The 25,611-nt window shown below is 43.7% G+C and carries 22 protein-coding genes; 12 read left to right on the forward strand and 10 right to left on the reverse strand.

The window, feature by feature from the left end; genetic code table 11:
- Nucleotides 1–20: 20 nt before the first annotated feature.
- From HQR03_RS07145 to carA, 3 genes are read right to left on the reverse strand one after another with little or no spacing between them, the layout of a single operon-like run.
- Nucleotides 21–806, reverse strand: a complete 786-nt coding sequence (locus HQR03_RS07145; protein ID WP_173239692.1) for a hypothetical protein — start codon at nt 804–806, stop codon at nt 21–23.
- 38 nt (nt 807–844) lie between these two features.
- Entirely contained in the window at nt 845–1,657 is an 813-nt protein-coding gene (locus tag HQR03_RS07150; protein ID WP_173239693.1) for a hypothetical protein, read from the reverse strand.
- A gap of 3 nt (nt 1,658–1,660) precedes the next feature.
- Complete coding sequence (gene carA, locus HQR03_RS07155) at nt 1,661–2,902, reverse strand: glutamine-hydrolyzing carbamoyl-phosphate synthase small subunit (protein WP_173239694.1); 1,242 nt, start codon at nt 2,900–2,902, stop codon at nt 1,661–1,663.
- 739 nt (nt 2,903–3,641) lie between these two features.
- Here carA and HQR03_RS07160 point away from each other — a divergent pair.
- The gene (locus tag HQR03_RS07160) at nt 3,642–4,178 is read left to right on the forward strand and encodes a gamma carbonic anhydrase family protein (RefSeq protein WP_173239695.1); all 537 of its coding nucleotides are present in this window, start codon (nt 3,642–3,644) and stop codon (nt 4,176–4,178) included.
- Between the two features lie 138 nt (nt 4,179–4,316).
- On the opposite strand, the gene HQR03_RS07165 is transcribed toward HQR03_RS07160, so the two are convergent.
- On the reverse strand, nt 4,317–4,766 hold the full coding sequence (locus tag HQR03_RS07165) for a hypothetical protein (protein WP_025651062.1): 450 nt from the start codon (nt 4,764–4,766) through the stop codon (nt 4,317–4,319).
- A gap of 193 nt (nt 4,767–4,959) precedes the next feature.
- On the opposite strand from HQR03_RS07165, the gene HQR03_RS07170 reads away from it, so the two are divergent.
- The 3 genes from HQR03_RS07170 to ppnP all read left to right on the forward strand — a co-directional run bounded on the left by HQR03_RS07170 (nt 4,960) and on the right by ppnP (nt 7,200).
- Nucleotides 4,960–5,661, forward strand: coding sequence for an HAD family hydrolase (locus HQR03_RS07170; RefSeq protein WP_025651063.1), 702 nt, complete (start codon nt 4,960–4,962; stop codon nt 5,659–5,661).
- A gap of 116 nt (nt 5,662–5,777) precedes the next feature.
- Nucleotides 5,778–6,873, forward strand: a protein-coding gene (gene prfB, locus HQR03_RS07175) for a peptide chain release factor 2 (protein WP_101212133.1) whose coding sequence is annotated in 2 segments (ribosomal slippage) — nt 5,778–5,849 and nt 5,851–6,873 — 1,095 coding nt in all. Because the reading frame shifts where the segments join, the coding sequence is not laid out codon by codon here.
- Between the two features lie 42 nt (nt 6,874–6,915).
- On the forward strand, nt 6,916–7,200 hold the full coding sequence (gene ppnP / locus HQR03_RS07180; RefSeq protein ID WP_025651065.1) for a pyrimidine/purine nucleoside phosphorylase: 285 nt from the start codon (nt 6,916–6,918) through the stop codon (nt 7,198–7,200).
- A 263-nt stretch (nt 7,201–7,463) separates the two neighbouring features.
- Here the strand turns inward: ppnP and HQR03_RS07185 are convergent, their stop codons facing one another.
- Nucleotides 7,464–7,916, reverse strand: coding sequence for a GNAT family N-acetyltransferase (locus HQR03_RS07185; protein ID WP_173239696.1), 453 nt, complete (start codon nt 7,914–7,916; stop codon nt 7,464–7,466).
- Between the two features lie 180 nt (nt 7,917–8,096).
- Between HQR03_RS07185 and HQR03_RS07190 the strand changes: the two genes are divergently transcribed.
- The 8 genes from HQR03_RS07190 to HQR03_RS07225 all read left to right on the forward strand — a co-directional run bounded on the left by HQR03_RS07190 (nt 8,097) and on the right by HQR03_RS07225 (nt 21,386).
- Complete coding sequence (locus HQR03_RS07190; RefSeq protein ID WP_173239697.1) at nt 8,097–9,239, forward strand: DNA topoisomerase IB; 1,143 nt, start codon at nt 8,097–8,099, stop codon at nt 9,237–9,239.
- Between the two features lie 322 nt (nt 9,240–9,561).
- Nucleotides 9,562–11,265: an AMP-binding protein gene (locus tag HQR03_RS07195; RefSeq protein ID WP_173239698.1), complete on the forward strand. Its 1,704-nt coding sequence runs from the start codon at nt 9,562–9,564 to the stop codon at nt 11,263–11,265.
- Between the two features lie 100 nt (nt 11,266–11,365).
- The gene (locus HQR03_RS07200; RefSeq protein ID WP_025651069.1) at nt 11,366–12,151 is read left to right on the forward strand and encodes an SDR family NAD(P)-dependent oxidoreductase; all 786 of its coding nucleotides are present in this window, start codon (nt 11,366–11,368) and stop codon (nt 12,149–12,151) included.
- Between the two features lie 132 nt (nt 12,152–12,283).
- Nucleotides 12,284–12,871, forward strand: coding sequence for a L,D-transpeptidase family protein (locus HQR03_RS07205; protein WP_173239699.1), 588 nt, complete (start codon nt 12,284–12,286; stop codon nt 12,869–12,871).
- Between the two features lie 456 nt (nt 12,872–13,327).
- Complete coding sequence (clpB, locus tag HQR03_RS07210) at nt 13,328–15,925, forward strand: ATP-dependent chaperone ClpB (protein ID WP_173239700.1); 2,598 nt, start codon at nt 13,328–13,330, stop codon at nt 15,923–15,925.
- Nucleotides 15,926–16,257: 332 nt separating this feature from the next.
- Complete coding sequence (locus HQR03_RS07215; protein ID WP_198015411.1) at nt 16,258–17,511, forward strand: PQQ-dependent sugar dehydrogenase; 1,254 nt, start codon at nt 16,258–16,260, stop codon at nt 17,509–17,511.
- Between the two features lie 319 nt (nt 17,512–17,830).
- The gene (locus tag HQR03_RS07220; protein ID WP_025651073.1) at nt 17,831–19,480 is read left to right on the forward strand and encodes a BCCT family transporter; all 1,650 of its coding nucleotides are present in this window, start codon (nt 17,831–17,833) and stop codon (nt 19,478–19,480) included.
- 250 nt (nt 19,481–19,730) lie between these two features.
- Nucleotides 19,731–21,386, forward strand: a complete 1,656-nt coding sequence (locus HQR03_RS07225; protein WP_025651074.1) for a BCCT family transporter — start codon at nt 19,731–19,733, stop codon at nt 21,384–21,386.
- A gap of 157 nt (nt 21,387–21,543) precedes the next feature.
- Here HQR03_RS07225 and HQR03_RS07230 read toward each other — a convergent pair whose 3' ends face one another.
- The 5 genes from HQR03_RS07230 to HQR03_RS07250 form a co-directional block, all read right to left on the reverse strand.
- Entirely contained in the window at nt 21,544–21,840 is a 297-nt protein-coding gene (locus tag HQR03_RS07230) for a DUF3144 domain-containing protein (protein WP_173239734.1), read from the reverse strand.
- Between the two features lie 158 nt (nt 21,841–21,998).
- Nucleotides 21,999–23,165, reverse strand: coding sequence for a methionine adenosyltransferase (gene metK / locus HQR03_RS07235; RefSeq protein ID WP_025650834.1), 1,167 nt, complete (start codon nt 23,163–23,165; stop codon nt 21,999–22,001).
- A gap of 162 nt (nt 23,166–23,327) precedes the next feature.
- Nucleotides 23,328–23,924, reverse strand: a complete 597-nt coding sequence (locus HQR03_RS07240; protein WP_101212026.1) for a DJ-1/PfpI family protein — start codon at nt 23,922–23,924, stop codon at nt 23,328–23,330.
- Nucleotides 23,925–24,014: 90 nt separating this feature from the next.
- Nucleotides 24,015–24,710, reverse strand: a complete 696-nt coding sequence (gene nth / locus HQR03_RS07245) for an endonuclease III (RefSeq protein WP_173239701.1) — start codon at nt 24,708–24,710, stop codon at nt 24,015–24,017.
- A 53-nt stretch (nt 24,711–24,763) separates the two neighbouring features.
- Nucleotides 24,764–25,597, reverse strand: a complete 834-nt coding sequence (locus tag HQR03_RS07250; RefSeq protein ID WP_173239702.1) for an RnfABCDGE type electron transport complex subunit B — start codon at nt 25,595–25,597, stop codon at nt 24,764–24,766.
- Nucleotides 25,598–25,611 lie beyond the last annotated feature (14 nt).

The following is a 25,611-nucleotide window of genomic DNA, read 5'->3' on the forward strand; positions in this document are numbered from 1 at the left end:
GTGCTGCTCGACTGATATTGCTAATTAATCCGTTTTTGCATAATTCCTCTAGTCAGATATCCGCAAGTCATATAATTAGCATATATAAATAAAGGCATCACAGGCTCACCACTTCTTTCTCCAACTTTTAGATTGGTCAATTCTTTAAGCTCTTTATAATCTGCTGAGTTGAGGAAATCTTCATAGGCGCCTTCAAGGCCTTGCTGCTTTAATTTATAATCAAAATCACTATCTAAGTCGTTGACATCACCTATTTGAGATGCCATTACAAGATCGTCTATAAAAAAGTGGTTTAGCATGGTTATACCATCTTGCACCTCTGCAATAGAGTGATCATCAACATATTCGTAGGAAAAATACTGAGCAAATCTTTTATATCTTGAAGGTTGATTGGCGTACGTTAGGCATTGAGCCATTATTTTTTCTTCGTCTGCAAGGTTTCCAGTATTTAAAGCCTGACTGTAAGTCTCATATTGTTTAGTTATTCCAGCCACATCTTGATCAAAGGCATAGTTGTAAAAAGCGATAGGGTACAAATTGTAAACACGCTCGAGTATAGACTCAGCCAGTTGTACTTTATCAAAATTTAAATCGGGCAGTGAAAACTCGCTATACATTTCGGCATCAAGATCATCGCCATATTTCGCAACGAATTGATTGTATTCACTATTATCCGACAAGCTAGTAACTGCAGCAACTGTATTAATCTGTGCGTGAACCGATGATGTCGCCATGACTAACGCTAAAGGTAAGCAAAGTGATCGAATTTTAATTGATATACTTTTTATCATTTTACTATTCATCATGCTTCAACCTTTTGAGTTAGTGACTAACAGTATTAAAACTAAGATGTAACTTTCCTAAAAAAACCATCTTTGAACTGATACTTAATCAGACGGTTGGTCAGCTCACCGTATATGTATTCCTCTGACTCAATCACGACAGGAAAGCTGATGACTTTATCCTTAGGCTCATAATGAAAGAACGGCATTTTTATAGGGCCATTTGGAGAATGAGCACTATACTCAAATCCAAGCGTATTAGTCGTTCTTGATGAAGTTTGAATGATATTAGGATAAATAAGCTTATCACCTTCAATTTCGTAGAGATTAATAGATTCGCTACGAGCAATATTTGAATAAATACCGCGCTCAATAAGCATATAGATCGTTTTTTCACTGTCTTTTTCATCAGGCAGTTTGATAGTTTTCACTGCCATAACATCACGGTTTATGGCATTAGTTAATATATGATCTGTCTGTTCACTTTGAAACTGAATCAAACCATTAAAGTGGTGCATAGTACCGCCATTAAGCTCATCCCAAGATAGCGTGCGAAACTTGCCATCAGCTGAAGTATTAACGTTTATGCCTACTTTTTTAGCCTGATCAAGATCACATGCTATACCATCAGGCGCCACCGTATAATCGGCGACTGCGTCATAGAAATCTTTGGTGGCCTTATCAAAATTATTATCATCATGTTTTCCATAATAACTTGAACTCTCAGCCATCGACTTATAATACGCTGCTAAGTTTTTATCAATCGTTGTACATGAATCCGCTACGGCAGCTTGACTAGCAGCAATCGATAGAGCAAAAGTAATAACCGTATAGCTTAAAAAACGAAATCGTAATTTACGGTTATTACTTCTCATCATTTAAGCCTTCGCTGTCTTAGCAGTTGCCATCATCTCTGCAAACTTATCAAACAATGGCGCAGCATCATGCGGGCCAGGGCTGGCTTCTGGGTGACCTTGGAAGCTAAAGACCGGCTTATTAGTCAGCTCAATCCCTTGGTTAGTACCATCGAATAATGAGCGATGAGTCGATTTAACATTGGCAGGCAAGGTGTCTTCGTCAACCGCAAAACCGTGGTTTTGACTGGTAATCATCACCGTACCAGTAGCCAAGTCTTGTACTGGATGGTTGGCACCGTGATGACCGGTTTTCATTTTAATAGTATTTGCACCGCTGGCTAGACCAATCAGCTGATGACCTAAGCAGATACCAAAAGTTGGAATTTCCGTTTCTTCAATGATGTGACGTACCGCATCGATGGCATAATCACAAGCAGCAGGGTCACCAGGACCGTTTGATAAGAAAATGCCATCTGGATTCATCGCTAGCACGTCAGCGATAGGCGTTTGTGCTGGTACAACGGTGACGTGACAACCACGGTCGACTAGCATACGTAAGATATTGGTTTTGGTACCAAAGTCATAAGCGATAACATTATATTTTGCTTCAACGTGCGTGCCCAAATTCTTAAAGAAGCCGCCCGTACCGCTATCATGGCTACCAGCTACATCACGATTAAGCAAGGTATCTGATAAATCCCAGCTACCAGCGGTCCACTCAAACGTCGTCGGCGTACAGCATTCTTTTGCTAAATCCATACCTTCAAGACCAGCGAACTCTTGCGCCAGTTTGATGGCTTGCTGTTCGTCTTCGCTGCTAATCGTGTCGCCGTTAGATGCGGTCATGATACAACCGTTTTGAGCGCCTTTATCACGTAGTAGGCGGGTCAACTGACGGGTATCTATATCAGCAATAGCGACCGTATCATGGCTCTGTAGATAATCACTCAACGATTCAGAGTTACGGAAGTTTGAGGTAACCAGCGTTGCATCACGAATGATCAGGCCTTCTGCCCATACTTGGTGTCCATTACCAGACTCCGTATCTTCAGCATTGGTACCAGTATTACCAATGTGCGGATAGGTGAGGGTGACGAGCTGGCGCGCGTAGCTTGGGTCGGTCAGGATTTCTTGATACCCTGTCATGGCTGTATTAAAGACCACTTCACCGACACGATGACCAAGACTGCCGATACTCACACCGCGAAAGATCGTACCGTCTGCTAGTGCCAAAATTGCTTGTATTTCTGCCGATGAATTCAAGGGTTGCCTCCGCTGTTATTGGTGAGTGCCATCATGATTTGTGGGTGAAAATATTGACTTATAATCACTATTTATAGGGTTATAGCTGCTCTTAAAGCCATAACAAAAAAGGACTAAAGCCAAAATTTTTCCACAAAAAAGCGAGAAGACATTATCGATGGAAACTACAAAACTCACTAGGTAGTGAATAGGTAACTTGCATCATGTCCGCTCGCTTAGGCACAGATTTTGCGCATTATATACAATATCCGCTAAGATAGCCAGCCGATTCTCAAGGTTGATGACTGTGGCTTTGCTGATCGTAGTAAATAGCCGATATTAACTTAGCTAAAAGCCGATATCTGTATACTTGGGCTTTGCTTAAAATTTGCGTGACATGCATATGTATGGTCGTCTTTAGAGAACATGATTGCCTAAAATAAGAGCTATATAAAATAGCCTAAGTAATATCGATAAATCATGCACTGCTGATATCCATTTTTCTTGCTTGCTGTGCCTACGCAGACAGAGGCTACAAAAAATCGATATCAGCAATACCGTCGCGTTTCTAGGATATTCTAACTATATATAAAATAGCCTAAGTTATAAAAATGAATTTTCGTGACTGATATAACCATAAATCTAATACTAAAAGAGCTAGATTTTCACAGGTAGCTTTGCCACAATGGACGGCGCTGTTATAAATATAGCTTTGAACCGAATATAATTATTAAAATACCCAATGTAACAAGGACCCGTTATGATTTACCAATATTTAGACAAAGTGCCTGAGTTTGCCGTTCCATTTAACGGTTGGGTGGCAGATACCGCACGTGTCATCGGCGATGTATATTTGGGTCATCAAGCCAGTGTTTGGTTTGGGGCGGTGATTCGCGGGGACAATGAGCGCATTCATATCGGTGATTATAGTAATGTGCAAGAAAACAGCGTCATTCATACCGATGCAGGCATCGAAGTAAAGATCGGCGATCATGTCACCATTGGTCATTTAGCGATGCTGCATGGCTGCGAAGTCGGTGATAATAGTCTCATTGGCATCGGTGCAGTTATTTTAAATAATGCCAAAATTGGTAAAAATTGTATCATTGGTGCCAAAGCGTTGGTCACTGAAGGCAAAGAGATTCCAGATAATTCTCTGGTAATGGGCGCACCTGCAAAAGTAGTCAAAACCTTGACCGATGAGCAAGCTGCCATGATGAAGTGGTCTGCGCTGCATTATAGCGATCGTTGTCAGACATTTAAGACTGGCTTAAAAGAAATAGCCATGCCTGATTAATCAATATAAAAGTGAGCATTGATTTATCTTTAGATAATCGTTTTATAAGTGATAAGTAGATTGAGCGTTATTGATTTCTCATCCTTTATTGAAACGTTTTTTGAGCAAATAATTTTGGGGCAGAAGCTTTTATGTTATTTATGCCATTAGCATCATGATAAGCCAAATAACGGCAAAAATGATAATACCGATGATTATTCCACGAAAAACGTCATGGCGTATCGAGTAGTCGTTAAGATAAGCATTGTTGTTGCCAGTTTCATCATTATGCAAAGCATTGACGCTCTCGGCACCGGCGCTTTTGCCAACGATAAAGCCTATTAACGCACCCAAAACCAACATAAACGGCGTAAATAACCAGAATATCTCGCCATTGCCCATGCCAGCAAGTGAGCGAATGACAACAATCGCAAGGTCGATAAGTAAGCCGCCAAAGCCATACATCAAGCCATTTAACAGCGCATAAAGCAGACGCTCTAAAGGCGATTGATAGCTTTTGCCTAACTGCCGTCGCCTAATTTCTCTGATGGAGCGGGCAGGGCGTCGCGGTCGATTAAACAAAGCAGTTTTATCATCAGGCGCTTTCATAAGGTTCTCTATTGTTATTATCAAGCAAGCTAAAGATAAGCTAATGAGATTTTAAAGTAAACAAGTTAGCATAATTTTGTTCGGTGAACAGTAGGCTTATAGAGAATTATCAGCACATTTTATATCCAATATTTTCTCTAAAATATTTTTCATTCAAAAAATCATTCCCTTAAAAAATCATAAGGCTCCAATTATGCAGGCAACTCAAGCACACACTGATGGAAAAGAATTGGCGTTATTCGATCTAGATCATACCTTGCTCGATGTCGATAGCGACTACCTATGGGGCGAATATATCGTCAAGCATAACCTCGTTGATGAAGCTGAATATCGTACAGCCAATCAAGCATTTTACGAACAGTACATCGAAGGCACGCTTGATGCGACCGAATATAATGAATTCGTCGCCCAGTTTTTGAGCAGTTTGCCGATGGATAGACTGCATGAGTTGCGAGAAGATTATATTAAGACTGAAATCGAGCCTCATATTCGTCCAAAAGCGATGGAGGCGCTCTGTCATCATGTCGAAAAAGGTCATGATGTGGTGATTATTTCGGCGACCAATGACTTTGTAGTGTCGGCTATCGCTAAACGTTTTGGTATTGAAGATGCCAATGTCTTGGCTACGCCTTTGGAAATCAAAGATCAGCGCTATACTGGTAAGCTGATGGACAAACCAAACTTTCAGGCAGGCAAGATATACCATCTCGATAAGTGGCTGAATAAAAAGCAACTGGCTGGCATAAAATTTGATAAAACCTATGCCTATTCAGATTCCAAAAATGATATTCCTTTGCTTGAATGGGCGGATGTGGCTATTTGCGTGTCCCCTGATGACGCGTTGCATGCGCATGCGTTAGCCCATCGCTGGGCAGTAGAGGATTGGTCAATTTAGCTGGTCTATGATTATTTAATATAAAGGCATTGATAATTAGTCAACTATTTATCGTCAATCTCATTTAAAATAGCGCCATATCAATGAGATATCTATTTAAAAAGACAGGAATACTTATGGAAATCAATCCGTATCAAGAACAAATCAAAGATCTATCTGAGCGTGGACAGGACTTGCGGAGGTATCTTTGACTTCGATGGTAAGCAAGAACGCTTAGAAGAAGTCAATTTAGAGTTAGAGAACCCCGAGCTATGGAATGATCCAGAGCGTGCAACCAAGATTAATAAAGAGAAAAGCCAGCTTGATGGCGTCATCGATGTCGTGGTCTCGCTTGAGACCACCTTAGAAGATGCATCTGCCATGCTGGAGCTGGCGGTAGAAGCAGAAGACGAGTCGTTACTTGCTGATGTACAAGCCGAGCTTGACGATGCGGAGAAGCGCGTTGCTGACTTAGAGTTCCGTCGCATGTTTAGTGGCGAGATGGATCCTAATAATTGCTACTTGGATATCCAGTCAGGCAGTGGCGGCACAGAAGCGCAAGATTGGGCCGAGATGCTACTGCGCATGTATACGCGCTGGGCAGAGGCGCATGGCTTTAAAGTTGACGTGATTGAAGTATCTTCTGGTAGCGTTGCTGGGATTAAATCAGCCACGATTGAGATTAAGGGTGATTATGCCTTTGGTTGGTTACGTACCGAAATTGGCGTGCATCGCTTAGTGCGTAAATCACCATTTGATAGTAACAACGGTCGCCATACCTCATTTGCCGCTGTTTTTGTCTCGCCTGAAATTGATGATAACGTTGAGATTGATATCAACCCAGCTGATTTGCGTATCGATACTTACCGTTCATCAGGCGCGGGTGGTCAGCACGTGAACACCACTGACTCTGCGGTGCGTATTACTCATGAGCCGAGTGGTGTGGTGGTGACTTGTCAGAATGAGCGTAGCCAACATGGCAACAAAGCGACGGCGATGAAGATGCTACGTGCCAAGCTTTATGAGCTTGAGATGCAAAAACGCATGGAGTCGCAACAAGCGGTTGAAGATGGTAAATCTGACGTCGGTTGGGGCAGTCAAATCCGCTCATATGTGCTGGATGACTCACGTATTAAAGACTTGCGTACTGGCGTTGAAACCTTTAACACCGGTGCAGTGCTAGATGGCGACCTTGATCAATTTATCGAAGCAAGTCTAAAAGCGGGATTGTAAAAAAACTTTCAAATATTACCTAAAACCTTATTAAGGAAAACTATGCCAAGCGTTAATAATTATTTTGATGATAAAGTCACTTCTATTGCTTTTCAAACCGCGACCAAGCCCGCTACCGTTGGCGTGATGGAAATTGGCGAGTATGAATTCGGTACTAGCGAATTTGAAACCATGAGTGTGGTGAGTGGTGCATTGACAGTTAAGCTACCAGAAAGCACTGAGTGGCAAACCTTTAATGCGGGCGAGCAGTTTACCGTTGAAGCCAATCAGAAATTCAATGTTAAAGTTGAAGTGGAAACTGCTTATTTATGTGTATATGGTAAATAAGCGATTTTAAAGTAGTAATATAATAATTAACGCCAAGTGTTTAACGCTTGGCGTTTTTTTATGGTTAAATTTTAAGATAAGTTTCAGTCGTAAGATTAAGTTTCAGTCGTAAGATATAGTCAGTGAAAAGTAATATCGAACCATCACGCACTGCTGATATCAATTTTTCTAGCTTACTGTGTCTGCACAGACAGAGGCGACAAAAAATTTATATCAGCAATACCATCGCGTTTTTAAAATATTTTGACTATCTTTGTCAATCGTTATAATTTTTTACGATATTGCACCATGTCCGTTTGGGTGGCGATGGCATCATAGAGTTTGCGTGCTGTGGTGTTGCCTTCTTGCGTGGTCCAATAGACACGGTTGCAATGTTGCTTATCAGCAAAGTCATAAACCTGTTCAATCAGTGCGCGTCCTATGCCTTGCCCGCGGGCAGACTCACTAACATACAGATCCTCTAAGTAACAGCATTCGGTGGTATTCCATGTATTGGGATGTAGCACGACATGCGTGATACCTACCAGCGTTTCATCGACCCATGCCCCAAAGCCATAAATTGGCATATTGCTATCAAGCAGGTTGCGCCAAGTCTTTTCTGTGGTACTTGGTGGCAGACGAGTTTCATAAAAAATTAAATAACTTTGCCACAATTTTAACCAAGCATCGTAATCAGCTTTAGACAATGGGATTATTTTTATCGAAATATTTTTCATGGGTGTTCACTTGATTTTATTAATGGACAGACGTTCAATTATGACGCAATCAATCATAATTGATAACCCTTCTATACAGCATTTTTACATAGCGATTACACTTTATCCGTGGCAAGTAAACAGCAAAAATTCTCATAGTTAATTATGCTAAAACCACTATTATTTAAAAGTGTATTATTTATGACCAAAGCAGCTGCACAAACGACCTCAGAGGATATTCGTCACGATTATGAGCATTTAGCACGTCGGGCGAATTTGCGCTACGTCAGTGATAATGAACCGGGTTATAGTCGTCAGCGTTGGGGTCGCGGTTTTACTTACCGAGATGCTACTGGCAAGACGGTGAAAGACAAGGCTTTGCGCCAGCGTTTTGATGCCTTGGTCATTCCACCGATGTGGTCAGAGGTATGGATATGCCAAGATGATAAGGGTCATCTGCAGTCGACCGGTCGTGATGGCAAAGCGCGCAAGCAATACTTATATCATCCTGAGTGGGATACGGTACGTGACCAAGCCAAGTTCGATGCGATGATAGGTTTTGCGGAGGCATTGCCAAACCTACGTGCGCAAGTCGAAGAAGACTTAGAAGCAGCGCCGCTATCACGCGCCAATGTACTGGCTGCCGTGGTTAAATTGCTTGAGACGACGTTAATTCGAATCGGTAATAGCCGCTATGCGAAGATGAATAAAAGCTACGGTCTCAGTACATTGCGTAGCAAACATGTGAGCGAGATAGACGATGGCTTGGCATTCGATTTCGTCGGAAAAAGTGCCAAAGCCCATCATATCGAATTGCAGGATGAGCGTTTGATTGAGATTGTACAAGCGTGTTCTGAGCTGCCCGGTTATCAAATTTTTAAATACTTAGATGATAATGGTCATAAGCAAGTCGTCGATAGTGCCGATATCAATGATTATTTGCGTAAGCACCTTTGCACTGATGCCAGCAATAATAAAAGCGATCATTTATATAGTGGCAATCTGTATAGTGCCAAGGATTTTCGTACTTGGATGGCCAGTGTATTGGCTGCCAGCCATCTGTATGACGAGCTTGAAGCCGCCAGTGGCAAAGAGATATTGACTAGCGAGCCGGACAGTCGGGCGCGCCAACAGTTGGTCACTGATATGGTCAAAGAAGTAGCAGATGAGCTTGGCAATACCCCAAGCGTGTGCCGAGCATCCTATATTCACCCTGTTATTATTGAACGGTTTTTGGCAGGTCAGTTTTTTGAGCCCTATAAACAAGCGCGCCGTGGACGCACTCGAAAGTATCAAAGCTGTGAAGAAAAAGCACTGCTGGGCTTCTTGAGTATATTCGATTAAGCGTACTCGACTAAGCGCACTAGAGTAACTGCGTTAGAAAATAAGAGGCTTATAAAATAAAGGCCTCGGAATAGTTGCTTTATAATGTAAGCACATTAGAAGAATATATAGCAGTCTAACAACTGCTAATAGTAAGATAATTATCTGGACTCAGATATTTATAAATGATACGTTATGTATTGAATTAGATGTTAACGTGCTTTTTTAACAGACCCTAATGATTAACGCCCAATTTTATCAAGTAACACAGTCTATAGGATATCGACTGTTGTGATAGCAATTGATATTTTCAGCTCGATCTCCACCGCTAAAGGATTAGCCCATGAATACCTCATCTACACAAACCGCGCACGCTACAGCGGATACTTCTAAAACACCCATCAATTATAGTGATTATTATAATAACTTCGAGATGAATGCGTTGTTAGAGGAAATATTTGGCGCGCATTTGGATGATCGATTAAATGCTTACATGGCTTGCTGTGGTCGCCATGTGCGTGACGGTCGCGCGGACAATACGGCCTTAGTCCATGAAGATACTAGCGGTAACATAACGCGCATGAGCTTTGGCGAGTTGGATGAAGCGAGTGCGCAAGTTGCCAATTTATTATTGTCCTATGGTGTAAAAGCCGGTGACCAAGTCGCCACCATGCTACCGCGCACGCCTGAATTACTAACGGTTGTATTAGCGACATGGCGCATTGGGGCAGTGTACCAGCCGCTATTTACCGCTTTTGGTTACGATTCGATTAAGTACCGTATGGATAAGGCCAATACCAAGGTGGTATTTACCAATCAGGAAAATCGTGGCAAGTTTGAAGATTTGGCCAAACAAGCCAAAATGGTACTTATTGGCAGTATTCATGATAGCGACGCTTGGGGTGATGACAATTATCACGAGATGAGGGTGACGCAGCCGCAAGCGATAGAAGCTGTTTTGCTAGATACGGATGCACCATTCTTGCAAATGTTTACTTCAGGTACGGTGGGCAAGTCAAAAGGCGTTAGTGTGCCATTAGCGGCGTTGCCTGCTTTTTATCTATATATGCGTTATGCGATTGATCTGCGCGAGACTGATAATTACTGGAACATGGCAGACCCCGGCTGGGCATATGGGCTATATTATGCGATTACTGGGCCTTTATTATTAGGGGTCACGACCTACTTTAACGAAGCAGGCTTTGATGCGACCAATACCCGCGACTTTATGGTGCGCCATAAGATTACCAATCTAGCGTCATCGCCAACGGCTTTTCGGATGATGAAATCGAGTGGTGTTTTTGATGCATCGTCCGCAAATGACGATAACGCCTTGTCTCTACGCTGCGCTAACTCGGCAGGGGAGACGCTGAATACTGAAGTAGTAAGTTGGGTGGAAAGTCATTTGGGCTGTCAGGTTTGCGATCAATATGGGCAGACAGAGACCGGCATGACCTGCTGCGAGCATCATGCTTTGGCGCATGAATGTCCAGTCGGCTCGATGGGCATGGCGTTACCGGGGCATACGCTGGTAGTGCTCGATGATGATATGCAAGTATTGCCCGATGGTGAGCAAGGACAATTGGCAGTCGTGGTCAGTCAGTCGCCTGCGTTTTATTTCCGAGGCTATAGTTGGAATGAAAAACAAGCGTTTTTTGAAGATTACTATTTGACAGGCGACGTGGTCGAGCGTCATAGTGACGGCAGCTATTGGTTTTCAGGACGTGATGATGACATCATTATCACGGCAGGCTATCGGGTCGGTCCTACCGATGTCGAAAACACTGTGCTCGAGCACGCAGCGGTCGCGGAGTCTGCTGCCGTTGGTATACCTGATGAGGTGCGTGGGCATACGATTAAGTCCTATGTGGTACTCAAAGATGGCATCGAGGGCTCTGAAGAGATTGCTCAGAAAATCAAAGACTTGGTACGCAAACGTTTATCGACTCACGCTTATCCGCGGGAAGTTGAATTTGTGAGTGCACTACCAAAAACACCAAGCGGTAAAATTCAGCGCTTTTTGCTGCGTAGCCTGTCTGCAGATTGAAGCCTCTTGGTCCAGAGTAGGGGCGCAGAGCAGTTATAAAAAGAGCAGTTATAAAAACGTTAAACATCAATATCAAACAAAAATCTATTAAGGGAATAATATGCAGATTAAAGAAAATAGCTTTTTGGTCACCGGCGGTGCATCAGGATTGGGTGAAGCCGTGGTTCGCGCTATCGTCGCTCAAGGTGGCAAGGTCGTCATCGCTGATTTGAATGAAACAGTAGGGTCAGCGCTAGTAGCTGAGCTGGGCGATAATACGCGTTTTGTTCGTTGTGATGTGACCAGTGGTGATGAGGTGCAAGCGGCGGTAGATACAGCAGAAAAAGAGTTTGGTGGTCTGCAAGGTTCTATTAACTGTGCAGGTATTGCCGTGGTGCAAAAGCTACTGGATCGTGAAAACAATCCTGCTGATCTCGATCAGTTCAGTCGCGGTGTTATAATTAATCAAGTGGGCTCGTTCAATGTTGCACGTTTAGTAGCAGCTAGTATTGCTAAGCGCGTAGCAGCGAATGTGAACCCTGATAGTGAGCAGAACGCGGACAATGGTATCATTATCAATACTGCTTCTATCGCTGCTTTTGATGGGCAAGTCGGGCAAGCCAGTTATGCCTCATCTAAAGCTGGCGTTGTCGGTATGATGCTGCCATTAGCTCGTGAGCTGACTCGTCATGGCATTCGCGTGATGACGATTGCACCGGGTGTCTTTGCCACCCCAATGATGGAGAGCTTACCGGAAAAAGCACGCACGCAATTAGAATCAGCCGTTCCTTATCCTAAGCGCCTAGGAGCACCGAATGAGTTTGCCAAACTGGTGACCCATATTATTGATAATGCCTACCTAAATGGTGAAGTGATTCGTCTTGATGGTGCCATTCGTATGGTTTAGTTTGACAACTGCCAGAACACGTTGTTATCTTATTCATCATTTTTGCACAAAACCTGATCATTAAATATGACATAGTGCTTTGATATATTATGACTCGTTGCTATCAAGCATTGCTTATAAGGACCAAAGCCTATGTCATTTTTCTCTTTCAGTCTTAGCACCAAATCTCGTTGGTTGTTTATTGCGATAGGACTTGGTCTGACTGCCATCATTAGTACCAGTGCGATAGGCTATGTCAAAACCTCCTCGCAGGCAAAAAACGCGGTTGATAAAGGTCAGTCTATTCCTAGCACGCTCATTGTCGATAAGGTCTTTGTTGACAAGTCTGAGCGCATTTTAAAGTTATTAAGCAAAGATACCGTGGTCAAATCCTATCGCATTGCATTGGGTGACAGCCCGATAGGACATAAGCAACAACAAGGGGATCAGCGCACACCAGTAGGCTACTATACCTTAGATTATAAAAATGAAAACTCAATAGCCCATCGCTCCATCCATGTCAGCTACCCAAATGCGGCAGATAAAGCACGGGCTAAGTCTCGCGGCGTCAATCCAGGTGGCGACATTATGATTCATGGGCAAATGAATGGCTTTGGTCATTTAGCCGGGCTCAATCAACAACGCGATTGGACAGATGGCTGCATCGCCGTCACTAATGATGAGATGGATGAAATCATGGCGGCTGTGAAAGTAGGCACCGCGATTGAAATTGTTGAATAAGCCACTTTTAAGGTTTATGTATACTTAATGCTTGCTGAGTTGATTAGCTTTTTAGATATTTTGTAATAACCGCATATTTTTTTCGACGATTTATTCACACTCCTAAACTATTCTTCTCTCTTTTTCACAAACTTAACACTACCTATTTTTCTTTCCTATATTCCCTTGAAATAGCTCATCAATGTGCCTATTAATGCCTTATCGTCATATCATTGTTATAAGTAAGGTTTATATTAATCAGGTGCAATGCGCACTGCTTGCTATTGGCTTGTTATTGATAGGAGCTGATATTGATAAGCCATTATTGATTGTTGATAACCGTTAAATTGATATTGAAATATTACTCAACAAACCTGATATAGATAACAACGAAAAGCTTGGGCATTGTTTGATACTTATAAAAAGCCGCAGCTACTATCAGATATAAAATATTATTAATTCTAAAAGGACACCAATATGAGGTTCGAAAAATTTACCCAAAAATTGCAATCTGCGATTCAAGAAGCCCAAAGTTTGGCGCTAGGGCGCGACCATACAGGAATTGATCCTGTGCATTTGCTTGCCGTGTTGCTGCAAGACGAGTCTAACTTGTCTATCTGCCAGCAAGCGGGCGCGTCTATTCCTGCGCTAAAAAATGGCGTGGCAAAGGCGCTTGATAATCAAGCGACGATTAGCGAGCCAACTGGTGACGTTAATCTAAACCCTAATTCGGTCAAAATTTTGAATTTGGCCGATCGTCAAGCGCAAAAAGAAGGCGACGATTTTATTGCCACTGAATGGGTGATATTAGCACTCGCTGAACAAGGCGAAACCAAAAAAATATTTGAAAGCGCTGGCGTGACGGCAGCCAAATTAAAAGCCGTGATTGAACAATTACGTGGTGATGAAACCGTGAACAATCAAAACGCGGAAGATCAACGTGACGCGCTGAATAAATATACGATTAACTTAACTGAGCAGGCGGAGCTTGGCAAACTGGATCCAGTCATTGGTCGTGACGAAGAGATTCGCCGCACCATTCAAGTACTGTCACGTCGGACTAAAAATAATCCAGTACTTATCGGTGAGCCGGGTGTGGGTAAAACCGCTATCGTCGAAGGCTTAGCACAAAAAATCATCAATGGTGATGTACCAGAAGGGTTGCGCCGTAAAGAAGTACTGTCATTAGACTTAGGTGCGCTTATTGCCGGCGCAAAATTTCGTGGTGAGTTTGAAGAACGCCTCAAAAGCGTATTGAGTGATTTGGCCAAGCAAGAAGGCAATGTCATCTTATTTATCGATGAGCTACATACCATGGTTGGCGCGGGTAAATCAGAAGGTGCGATGGATGCGGGTAATATGCTAAAGCCTGCGCTAGCCCGTGGTGAGCTGCATTGCGTCGGTGCGACGACTTTGGACGAATATCGCCAGTATATCGAAAAAGATGCCGCGCTTGAACGTCGCTTCCAAAAAGTATTGGTCGATGAGCCAACGGTCGAGGATACCATTGCGATTTTGCGTGGCCTCAAAGAGCGTTACGAGCTGCATCATGGGGTCGATATTCAAGACAGTGCGATTATTGCTGCCGCACGCATGAGCCATCGCTATATTACTGACCGCAAGCTGCCGGATAAGGCGATTGATTTAATCGACGAAGCTGCCAGTCGTCTGCGTATGGAGATGGACAGCAAGCCTGAGTCACTTGGCAAGCTTGATAGCCGTTTGATTCAGTTAAAAATGCAGCGTGAAGTGCTCAAAAACGAAGAAGACGCTGGCGCGCAAGCCGAGCGTAAAGTACTTGATGCACAAATAGAAGAGTTAGAAAAAGAGTACGCCGATCTCAATGAGATTTGGCAAGCAGAAAAAGCGCTGGTCAAAGGCAGTCAGCAGCTAAAAGACGAGCTAGACAAAGCGCGTATCGCCTATGATAAAGCCAGCCGCGAGGGCGATTATGAGACCATGAGTAAGCTGCAGTATGAGACCATTCCGCAGTTAGAGCGCCGAATTCATGAGTCGGACTTGGCTGAGCAAAAAGAGCAGACTGGTGAAAATAGTGGGGTAAAACTACTACGTAACAAGGTCACGGATAATGAAATTGCCGAAGTGGTTGCCGCCGCCACGGGCATTCCGGTCAGTAAAATGATGCAAGGCGAGCGTGACAAAATGCTGGCGATGGAAGAGAAACTCCACGAGCGCGTCATCGGTCAAGATGAAGCAGTCGAAGCGGTCGCCAATGCCGTGCGTCGTAGCCGTGCGGGCTTGTCGGATCCGAATCGACCATCTGGTTCGTTCTTGTTCCTTGGGCCTACTGGTGTCGGTAAAACCGAGCTGACCAAATCATTGGCGAACTTCTTATTCGACTCTGAAGATGCGATTGTTCGTATCGATATGAGTGAGTATATGGAGAAGCACAGCGTCAGTCGCTTAGTGGGTGCGCCTCCAGGTTATGTTGGCTATGAAGAAGGTGGCGCGTTGACCGAAGCGGTACGTCGTAAGCCCTATAGCGTGATATTGTTTGATGAAGTCGAAAAAGCGCACCCTGATGTGTTCAATATCTTGCTACAAGTGTTGGATGATGGTCGTTTGACCGATTCGCAAGGTCGCGTGGTGGACTTTAAAAACACCGTTATTATCATGACCAGTAACCTAGGCTCGCATAAAATTCAAGAGATGGTTGGCGAAAGCTACGACGATATCAAAGCGGAGGTCATGGATTCTGTCGGTCAGCATTTCCGTCCAGAGTTCGTCAACCGTATTGATGAGATTGTGGTTTTCCATCCGCTCGGTATGTCGCAAATGGCAGGTATTGCTGACATTCAATTGGATCGATTACGTCAGCGTTTGCATGAGCGCGAGATGGACATCGAGCTATCCTCTGATGCGATGAACAAGCTGGTCGCCGTGGGTTATGACCCTGTGTATGGTGCGCGTCCGCTAAAACGTGCTATCCAGCAAGAGATCGAAAATCCGCTGTCATTAAAATTGCTGTCTGGTGACTTTGTCGCTGGCGATATCATCAAAGTCGATGTCGGCGCTGATGATAAGCTTACCTTTGATAAGCTTCGAATGAGCTAATAGTAAACGCTAAATAATTGTTGCTAAATGACGGTTATGCTTTAAAACCAACCCTTTATTTGTCTATTTTTTATATAGGCAGATAAGGGGTTTTTACTTTGCGCTCTATAATCATTTTACCGTTGTCATACTTTGATTATGTTATAACTATAGTCAAAATATCCTAAAAATACGATGGTATTGCTGATATCAATTTTTTGTCGCCTCTGTCCGCGCAGGCACAGCAAGCAAGAAAAATGGATATCAGCAGTGCGTGATGGTTCGATATTATTTTTCACGCACTATCACTTAAGCCCTAATAAAGCCAATATAACATTAAGGGAGATGACATCATGATGATGACCAATAAAAAATATATTAGCACGCCATTAATCTTGCCGTTAATCATAGCAGCCCTGCTATTTAGCGCCTCTGCGTGCTCAAACCCATCAGCAGTCAATACCGATGCAGATCTGACAGAGTACAAAGAAGGTCAGGCTTCTGCCAAAGATTCGGCAGCGAGCACTGAAAAACCTGCCTTTGCCACTAAGACTGTCGCTACCTTTAATGAACCATGGGCGATGACCGCGCTACCCAATACCAATGATGAGCCACCAACATTACTGGTTACCCAAAAGACCGGTGAGCTCTTCATGGTCGATACTGCTACCGGTACTAAAACCGAAGTAAGCGGTGTGCCGACCGTTGCGTATGGCGGGCAAGGCGGTCTAGGTGACATTATTCTAGCATCAGATTTTGCTACCAGTAATGTCATATATCTCAGTTATATTGAAAGCGGCACGGGCGCTGATGACAATAAATTTGGCGCGAAAGTGATTAGCGCTAAGCTCTCAGGTATAGGTAGCGCTGCTCCTAGTCTGCAATCTATTACCCCGATTTGGCAGCAGACGCCAAAGGTAAAAGGGCAGGGGCATTATAGTCACCGTTTGCTATTCTCTCCCGATGGTCGCTATCTCTATATCAGTTCAGGTGAGCGGCAAGAAAAAACGCCAGCGCAAGATATGAGCGTCAACTTGGGCAAAATCATTCGACTATACCCTGACGGTAGCGTACCCGCAGACAATCCATTCGCCAACGAAAATAAGGAAATTAAGGCACAGTTTTGGACAACTGGGCATCGTAACGTACTGGGTATGGCCTTTGATGACAGTGGTCGGCTGTGGGCAAATGAGATGGGGCCAAGAGGTGGTGATGAGTTTAATTTAATCGAAAAAGGCAATAACTATGGCTGGCCGCTGGTCTCTAACGGTCGTAATTATTCGGGTACAGACATTCCTGACCATGACACTCGGCCTGACTTGACTGCGCCCAAAGTGACTTGGACACCCGTCATCTCACCTTCTTCATTAAGTATATATTCAGCCGGGACTCATAATGATTTTCCAGCATGGCAAGGCAATGCGCTAATCAGCGGCCTGTCATCAAAAGCGCTCATCATAGTGAGTTTTGATGACAGCAACAGTGCCTCTGAACGTTACCGCTATGATATGGGGAAGCGTATTCGTAGTGTACTGAACGTGGATGGACAAGTCTGGTTATTAGAGGACGGCGATGCGGCTAAGTTACTGCAATTGCTACCTAAATAGTATATTGCTATAAAGAGTGAATGATAGCACTGTTAAAATTAATTCATAAATCTACATAAAGGGTACTGCGATTTTTACCATAAATCCAGCACCTTTTGTAGTTTTAAAGCTTAGAAAATGAATAGAGTAGATGGCTTTTATTTTACTCTAAACCAGAATTTTGACTTGTTACCATCTATACATCATATTTTTAGATAAGTTTAAGAATAGGAAAACATTAGAGCAAATAGGGTGTTTCTTGATGGCTATATTTTGTAATTATTTGATAATCAAAGGTTATTTTGTTAAGGTAGCAGCCCTTATATAACGAGATTAGCACATGGACGAAGTAAAAGTAGGTCGATTGGGTCCGTTTCCACGGGTCAGTAAACCTGTGTTTATAACCTCGACGTTGTTGATTGTCGGATTTATTATTTTTGGCGCTTTTTTTACGGAAGCTGCCGGCGCACTTTTTAGTTTTTTACAGAGCTTTATTACCGATAAGTTTGGTTGGCTATTTATTGTTTTGGTCAACGTGGCACTCGTTTTTTGTATCTATTTAGCCATGAGCCGTTACGGCGATATTCGCTTGGGTAAACAAACAGAACGTCCGCAATATAGCCTCATCTCTTGGATAGGGATGTTGTTTTCGGCGGGTATCGGTATTGGTTTGGTTTATTGGGGTACGGCTGAGCCGTTGTATCACTTTATGGCCCCACCACTTGGTGAAGCGGAGACAATAGAAGCGGCCAAACAAGCGATGAACATCTCGTTTTTACATTGGGGTTTACACGCTTGGGCGATTTATACCATCGTGGCATTGTCGTTGGCTTACTTTCATTTTCGCCGTGGTCTGCCATTATCGATTCGCTCGACGCTGTATCCGATATTGGGCCGCAAGATTTATGGTCCTTGGGGTCATACCGTTGATATTTTAGCAGTATTCGGTACGATGTTTGGGGTAGTGACTTCTTTGGGTTTAGGGGTGATGCAGATAAATTCTGGTCTGGAGAACTTGTTCGGTATTCCTAATAGTTTGGGCGTGCAATTTGCGATTATTGCATTTGTGACTGCCATGGCATGTATCTCTTTGATGCTGGGTCTTGATAAAGGCATCAAACGTCTAAGTGATATTAATATGGGACTGACGGGTATTCTGTTGGTCTTTATGGTGATTTTGGGTCCGACGCTATTTATCTTCGACAGTTTTATCGAAAATATCGGTAATTATCTAGGGTCGATTGTGACGTTATCGGCGTGGGGCGAAGCCTATAGCAATACCGATTGGCAAAGCGGCTGGACGATATTTTACTGGGCGTGGTGGGTAAGTTGGGCACCCTTTGTCGGCGTATTCATTGCCCGTATCAGTCGTGGTCGTACTATTCGTGAATTTGTCTTGGGAGTCTTATTAATCCCAATGACGATTTTATTCTTCTGGTTTACTACGTTTGGCGGTGTTGCTATCCATATGGAGCTATTGGCATCGATCAACCCTGACATGCTGAGTCCTGGACTGATTGAAGCAGTGCAAGCCGATACCGGTAGTGCGATCTTTAAACTGGTCGAATACTATCCACTGACAAAACCTGTGACCTTGCTGATTGTTATCATGATTGTATTATGGTTCGTCACGTCTTCTGATTCGGCAAGCTTTGTCATCGATATGTTGACGGCAGGCGGCGATACCAACCCGCCAAAGATTCAGCGCTTGTTTTGGGCGACGATGGAAGGGGTCATTGCTGCGATATTATTAGCAGCTGGTGGTTTGGGTGCGCTACAAGCCGCCGCTATCGTGGCAGGTTTGCCGTTTGCTCTGGTAGTCTTTGTCATGATGTATGCGCTGTTGCGTGGTTTAAGTCGCGATCGCTTGATTTTATATCGTGCGCAGCAATATTTCATCACCGAAGAGTCTGCTGATCATAACTCGGCTAATGAGTTCGTCGATGAGCATTTGCTAAAAGGTCCACCTAAAATTGCAAAGGGCGACTAGGGCATTAATGATATGCTGATTGTTGCTTGTTTTAATTAAGCCTGTTATCTGAGTCCTTAAGAAAGTTTTTAAAACAGGCTTTAAAAAAATATTTAAGACAAGCAACGATCAATTATTTACCGTAAAAAATCCTAAGATAAACCGATATCTTAGGATTTTTTGCTTTATAACAATAAATGGTTGTTAACCTAATTTGATAGTTCGTAAGTATCTTGTTAAGGTTGGCATCCTAAAAAATTGAGATTATTAAATGGATCACGTTAAAGTTGGCCGTCTGGGCCCTTTTCCACGGGTAAGTAAACCCGTGTTTTTAACCTCGGCGATTTTGATCGTCGCGTTCATTATTTTTGGTGCTTTTTTTAACGAGCAAGCAGAGCTGGTATTTAACCAAGCAAAAGCCTTTGTTTCTATGCGCTTTGGTTGGTTTTTTATTGTGGTGGTCAACTTAGCTCTGCTCATGAGTATTTATTTGATATTTAGCCGATACGGCGATATCAGGCTTGGGCACCAAACAGAGAAGCCAGAGTATAATTTAGTCTCTTGGATTGGGATGCTGTTTTCGGCAGGTATCGGTATTGGCTTGCTCTATTGGGGTACCGCTGAGCCGTTGTATCACTTTATGGCACCGCCATTGGGTGAAGCTGAAACCATTGCAGCGGCCAAACAAGCGATGAATATCTCATTCTTGCATTATGGCCTACACGTCTGGGCAATCTATGGCATTGTAGCCTTGGCTTTGGCGTATTTTCACTACCGTGTTGGCTTGCCATTAGCGATTCGCTCGACGCTGTATCCGTTAATCGGTAAAAAAATCTATGGTCCTATGGGGCATACAGTTGATACACTTGCGGTATTCGGTACCATGTTTGGCGTGGTGACTACCTTAGGTCTTGGGGTGCTGCAGATTAACTCCGGTCTTGAGACGCTATTCGGTATTCCGAATAACATTACCGTACAGATCATTTTGATTGCGTTCATTACTATGTTGGCAGGCATGTCGCTCTTGATGGGTCTTGATAAAGGTATCAAGCGCTTAAGTGACATCAATATTTTCTTCACAATTGTACTGTTAAGCTTTGTCATTATCTTAGGTCCCACGCAGTTTATTTTTAACAGCTTCGTTGAAAACATTGGTAATTACTTACATCAAGTGATTCCTTTGGGTCTGTGGACAGAGTCTTATGAAGGTCAAGAAAACTGGCAGTCATCATGGACAGTATTCTATTGGGCATGGTGGATTAGCTGGTCGCCATTCGTCGGTGTATTCGTCGCTCGTATCTCGCGTGGTCGTACCATTCGTGAGTTCATACTAGGCGTGTTATTAATCCCTATTACCATTTTATTCTTATGGTTCACCGCTTTTGGTGGTTCAGCGGTACATATGGAGCTGATGGCAGCGATTGATCCTAATATGGCCAGTCCTGGTCTGGTTGAAGCTGTGCAAGCAGATACGGGTAGTGCCATCTTTAAGCTAATGGAGTCTTATCCATTTACTTCAGCGCTTAACTTGTTGATTGTCGTGATGATTGTTCTTTGGTTCGTTACTTCGTCAGATTCAGCCAGTTTTGTCATTGATATGCTGACTTCAGGCGGCGATACCAATCCACCGAAGATTCAGCGTTTATTCTGGGCAGGGACAGAAGGTGTGATTGCGGCGGTATTGTTAGCGGCAGGCGGTTTGGGTGCGCTACAGGCAGCCTCTATTGTCTCAGGCTTTCCCTTTGCCGTTGTCATATTAATCATGATGTATTCACTACTGCGGGGATTGAGCCGCGATAGATTGATTTTGTATCGTCAGCAGCAGTGGTTTATCACCGAAGAATCGGCAGAGCATAACTCAGCCAATGAGTTCCGCGACGAAGGTTTACTGACAGGTCCACCAAAAATCATTGAGCCTAATGATTAATAGCCTAGCTATCTGCTAAAAGTACCATAAAACGTAAAAGTCCCAGCCTTGTGCTGGGACTTTTTATTCAGCTACTTTAATAAGGTCAATAAAAAACCCAAGCCTACTATTAGACTTGGGTTTAATATTTAACGATATCTCATAGATTTAAGAAGACTTATTTAGCAACTTTATCATCTTGATTGAGTTGAACGTATTTATCAAAGTTTTGCGCATAATCGGTTAAGTTATCACTTAGCATCTGGCGATATTGTTTGACATAGAACTCGACGATATCGTCTTTTTCTTTGGCAAAGTCATCGCCTTTAACAAAACCGATAGAGGCCACTGAGGCGCTATAACGCGCGGCGGCGTACAGTAAAGACGCACCGACTTGACCTGAATGAGCATCAGGCCCCAATTGACTATTTGCTACACCAATGATGGCATCCGCACGTTGATAAAATGCCTGCATTTCAGGGGTGATTTCAACATTATCATCAACATTGTTGTCTTGAGTGTTGCTGTCTTGAATATTGTCTTGAGACATAAGCAATTCCTAATAAGTATCGGTAATTTTCAATTTATAGAGACGGTCTGTATGTAAGAGACTAAGGGGCATCAGGTAATATTTTACAACCCTGCGTCTGCTTTTAAGATTTCAGCTTTGTCTGTTTTTTCCCACGTAAAGGCAGTTTCAGAGCCGGGACGACCGAAATGGCCAAACGTCGCAGTCTGCTGATACATAGGCTGCAATAAGTTCAGCATACGGGTAATGCCATAAGGGCGCAGATCAAAATGGGTACGAATCAGGCGAATGATCTCGTCATGGCTGATGTTGCTAGTACCAAAGGTGTTGACCGAGATAGACGTCGGTTCAGCGACCCCAATGGCATAGCTCACTTGTACTTCACAGCGGTCAGCCAGTCCCGCAGCGACGATGTTTTTGGCCACATAACGCACGGCATAAGCGGCGCTGCGATCTACTTTTGAAGGGTCTTTGCCACTAAAAGCGCCGCCGCCATGACGTGCCATGCCGCCATAAGTATCAACGATGATTTTACGACCTGTCAATCCAGCATCACCAACTGGCCCACCAATGACAAATTTGCCCGTGGGATTGATATGGTAGCGAGTGCCAGCATGCAGTAGATCCGCTGGTAATACTTGTTTAATGATAGATTCCATCACCGCTTCTTGCAGATCTGCCTGCGAGATACTAGGGTCATGCTGGGTCGATAGGACGACAGCATCGATAGCAATAGGACGAGTGCCATCATATTTTAAGGTCACTTGCGCCTTGGCATCGGGACGTAACCATGGTAGCTCACCTGCGCGGCGTAACTCAGACTGACGCTCCATTAAGCGATGGGCATATTCAATAGGGGCTGGCATCAATACTTCAGTCTCGTTGCTGGCATAGCCAAACATCAAGCCTTGATCGCCTGCACCTTGCTCTTCAGGATCGCTACGATCGACACCTTGGGCAATTTCTGGAGATTGCTTACCAAGCATGTTGATGACCGCACAGGTCTCGCCATCAAAACCCAAGTCTGAATGGTGATAACCGATACCATTGACGGTATCACGTACGATACGCTCAACATCGATATTTGCCGTCGTGGTCACTTCACCTGCCAATATCACGGCACCGGTTTTAACCAAAGTTTCGCAGGCAACGCGGGCATGGAGATCTTCACGTAAGATGGCATCAAGGATAGCGTCTGATATTTGGTCAGCCATTTTATCAGGATGGCCTTCGCTCACAGATTCTGAGGTAAATAAGTTGTATTCGCGCATAGTTGGATCGCTTAATGGCAAGGACTGTAATCTATAAACTCAGTCATGATTAAATGTTAACGGAAAAATAAGGCAAAAGTGAATCAAAAAATTATGACATTTTACCGTGAATTGAGTGAAAACTCTAGCGATGGATAATACTAAGAAGTAACTAGGCATGGATTAGCCACGGTAAAAGTCATCAATATCGCTATTTTCTTGCCAGCGATATTCAGTATAGTGAGCGATCTGACGAGCCGTCTCTATATCATGTCTATCAGTGATAAAGCCAAGCGCCATATCCATTCCAGCACTAACCCCTGAAGAAGTATAAAACTTGCCATCGACGACCCAGCGCGCTTGCTCTACCCAATCAACTTTATCAGACTGCGATATTACCCATTGCCATGAGAGCTTATTAGACGTTGCACGCTTGCCATCCAGAACACCAGCTTTAGCCAATAATGCACTGCCTGTACAAACGCTAAGCGCCCAATCAGCGTGCTCAACCAATGCCCTAAGCGCCTGCAAAAACGGCTTGTGATAGACTTGCTGGCGAGTACCCATCCCGCCAACCATCAATACAATATCAGTCTGATACGCCAATTCTGTGACAGCGACCGTTTGCATCGCAACGCCATGCTTACTGCGAATGATACCACCACTCAGTGAGGCAAATTGCAGACGATAGTGCTCAGGCAAGCAGCCAAACATCTCGATAGGCCCAAACAAATCCAAGGTTTCAAAATCATCAAAGAGTAGAGCAGTCAGCGTATGCATTAGGATTCCTTAATTCTAAATAAAGAATGGTTATAATTCCAAAAACTATAATCTTAAAAACTATAATTCCAAAAAATATAATCCTGAAAGCTATAGTTCTAAAAACTTGGCTTTGTCCTTAAACATACATTCTTCATAAACAGGGCAAGCACCGCATTTGGGTGTGCGAGCCTGACAGGTATAGCGGCCATGCAAAATCAGATAATGATGCGCATCTACGATAAAGTCATCTGGGATACGTTCGACCAGCTTGTTTTCAACGATTAACACGTTTTTACCAGTGGCGAGGCCAGTACGATTGCCGACGCGAAAGATATGCGTATCGACTGCCATGGTCGGCTGCCCAAAAGCGGTATTTAAGACCACATTGGCAGTTTTACGTCCAACGCCAGCGAGTGATTCTAAGTCCTTACGATTATCAGGAACGGTACTATCGAATTTCTCAATCAAATCTTGGCAGGTTTTGATGACGTTTTTAGCTTTGGCGTTATATAAGCCAATATTTTTGATATAGGATTTTAAACCCTCTTCACCCAATGCCAAGATTGCTTCAGGGGTATTCGCCACAGGATATAATTGCTTGGTGGCAATATTGACACTGACATCCGTCGCTTGTGCCGATAAGATGACGGCAATCAGTAGCTCAAAATTACTTCTATAATGTAGTTCCGTGACTGGCTCATCAATCGTTGCTGCCAACTTTTCAAAGAACGGACGGACGTCACGATTGGGCATACGCCGAGACGGCGGGGTATCGGCAGTTTTGTGTTTGACAGTTTTACTCATGGTATTTTTACTATGATTTTATTCGTTGGTTATTCAGAAGTGAGTACTCGCTATTAAAGTTGTGCAAGTTCAGTTTTTAATCCTTCAAGTTCTATTTTTTTGCGCTCATTTGGACGCACATTTAACTGCTTTTCTAATTTTTTAATTTTACTGCGCAGCTTGGCAGCGGCAATGGTGTTTTTTGCTTGAGCTTCACTGATATCTATAGACTGACTGGCGGCATTATTCAGTTTTGCCTCTACCATACTGACAACAGGCTTGCTATTGCTGCTGTCAGCAAGCTGCTCAGTGACGCGCCTAAGGTGCGTATGATAGCGCAGCCTTAAGTCCTCTTGTTCTGCCTCGCGCTCAGAGATATACAGCTCGCGCTCAATAGTGACCAAATCAATGCAATCGACTGGGCAAGGGGCGATACACAGCTCGCAGCCCGTGCATAAATCCGTAAAGATAGTATGCATGTGCTTGCCAGTGCCGACGATGGCATCGACGGGGCAGGCGGGTATGCATTTGGTGCAGCCGATACAGTCATCCTCACGGATAACGGCACGTACCTCGGTCGGTCGCATCGATGTGGCATCTATCGGCCACTGAGATGGCGCGGCTCTAAGGGTTGTTGTAGCGCTGGCGGGATTGACGATTTGCGCAATAGCATCAGTAACTGGTTGACCGCCCGGCACGCATTTATTGTATGGCTCGTTATCCACTACAATCGCGGTAGCATAAGGCAAGCAACCGTCTGGATGTTCGCACAGACCGCACTGAGTCTGCGGCAGACAAGCATCGATACGGGCAATTTTTGCTTGCATATCAGCAGGCAATGTCTCGATACGCAAGGTATCGAACAAGATGGGCAGATTGATTAGGCGAATATTACGACTGCTTTGCATTTAATTAAAAACCT

It is taken from the genome of Psychrobacter okhotskensis (genome assembly GCF_013248965.1).
In the GTDB taxonomy this organism is placed as follows: domain Bacteria; phylum Pseudomonadota; class Gammaproteobacteria; order Pseudomonadales; family Moraxellaceae; genus Psychrobacter; species Psychrobacter okhotskensis.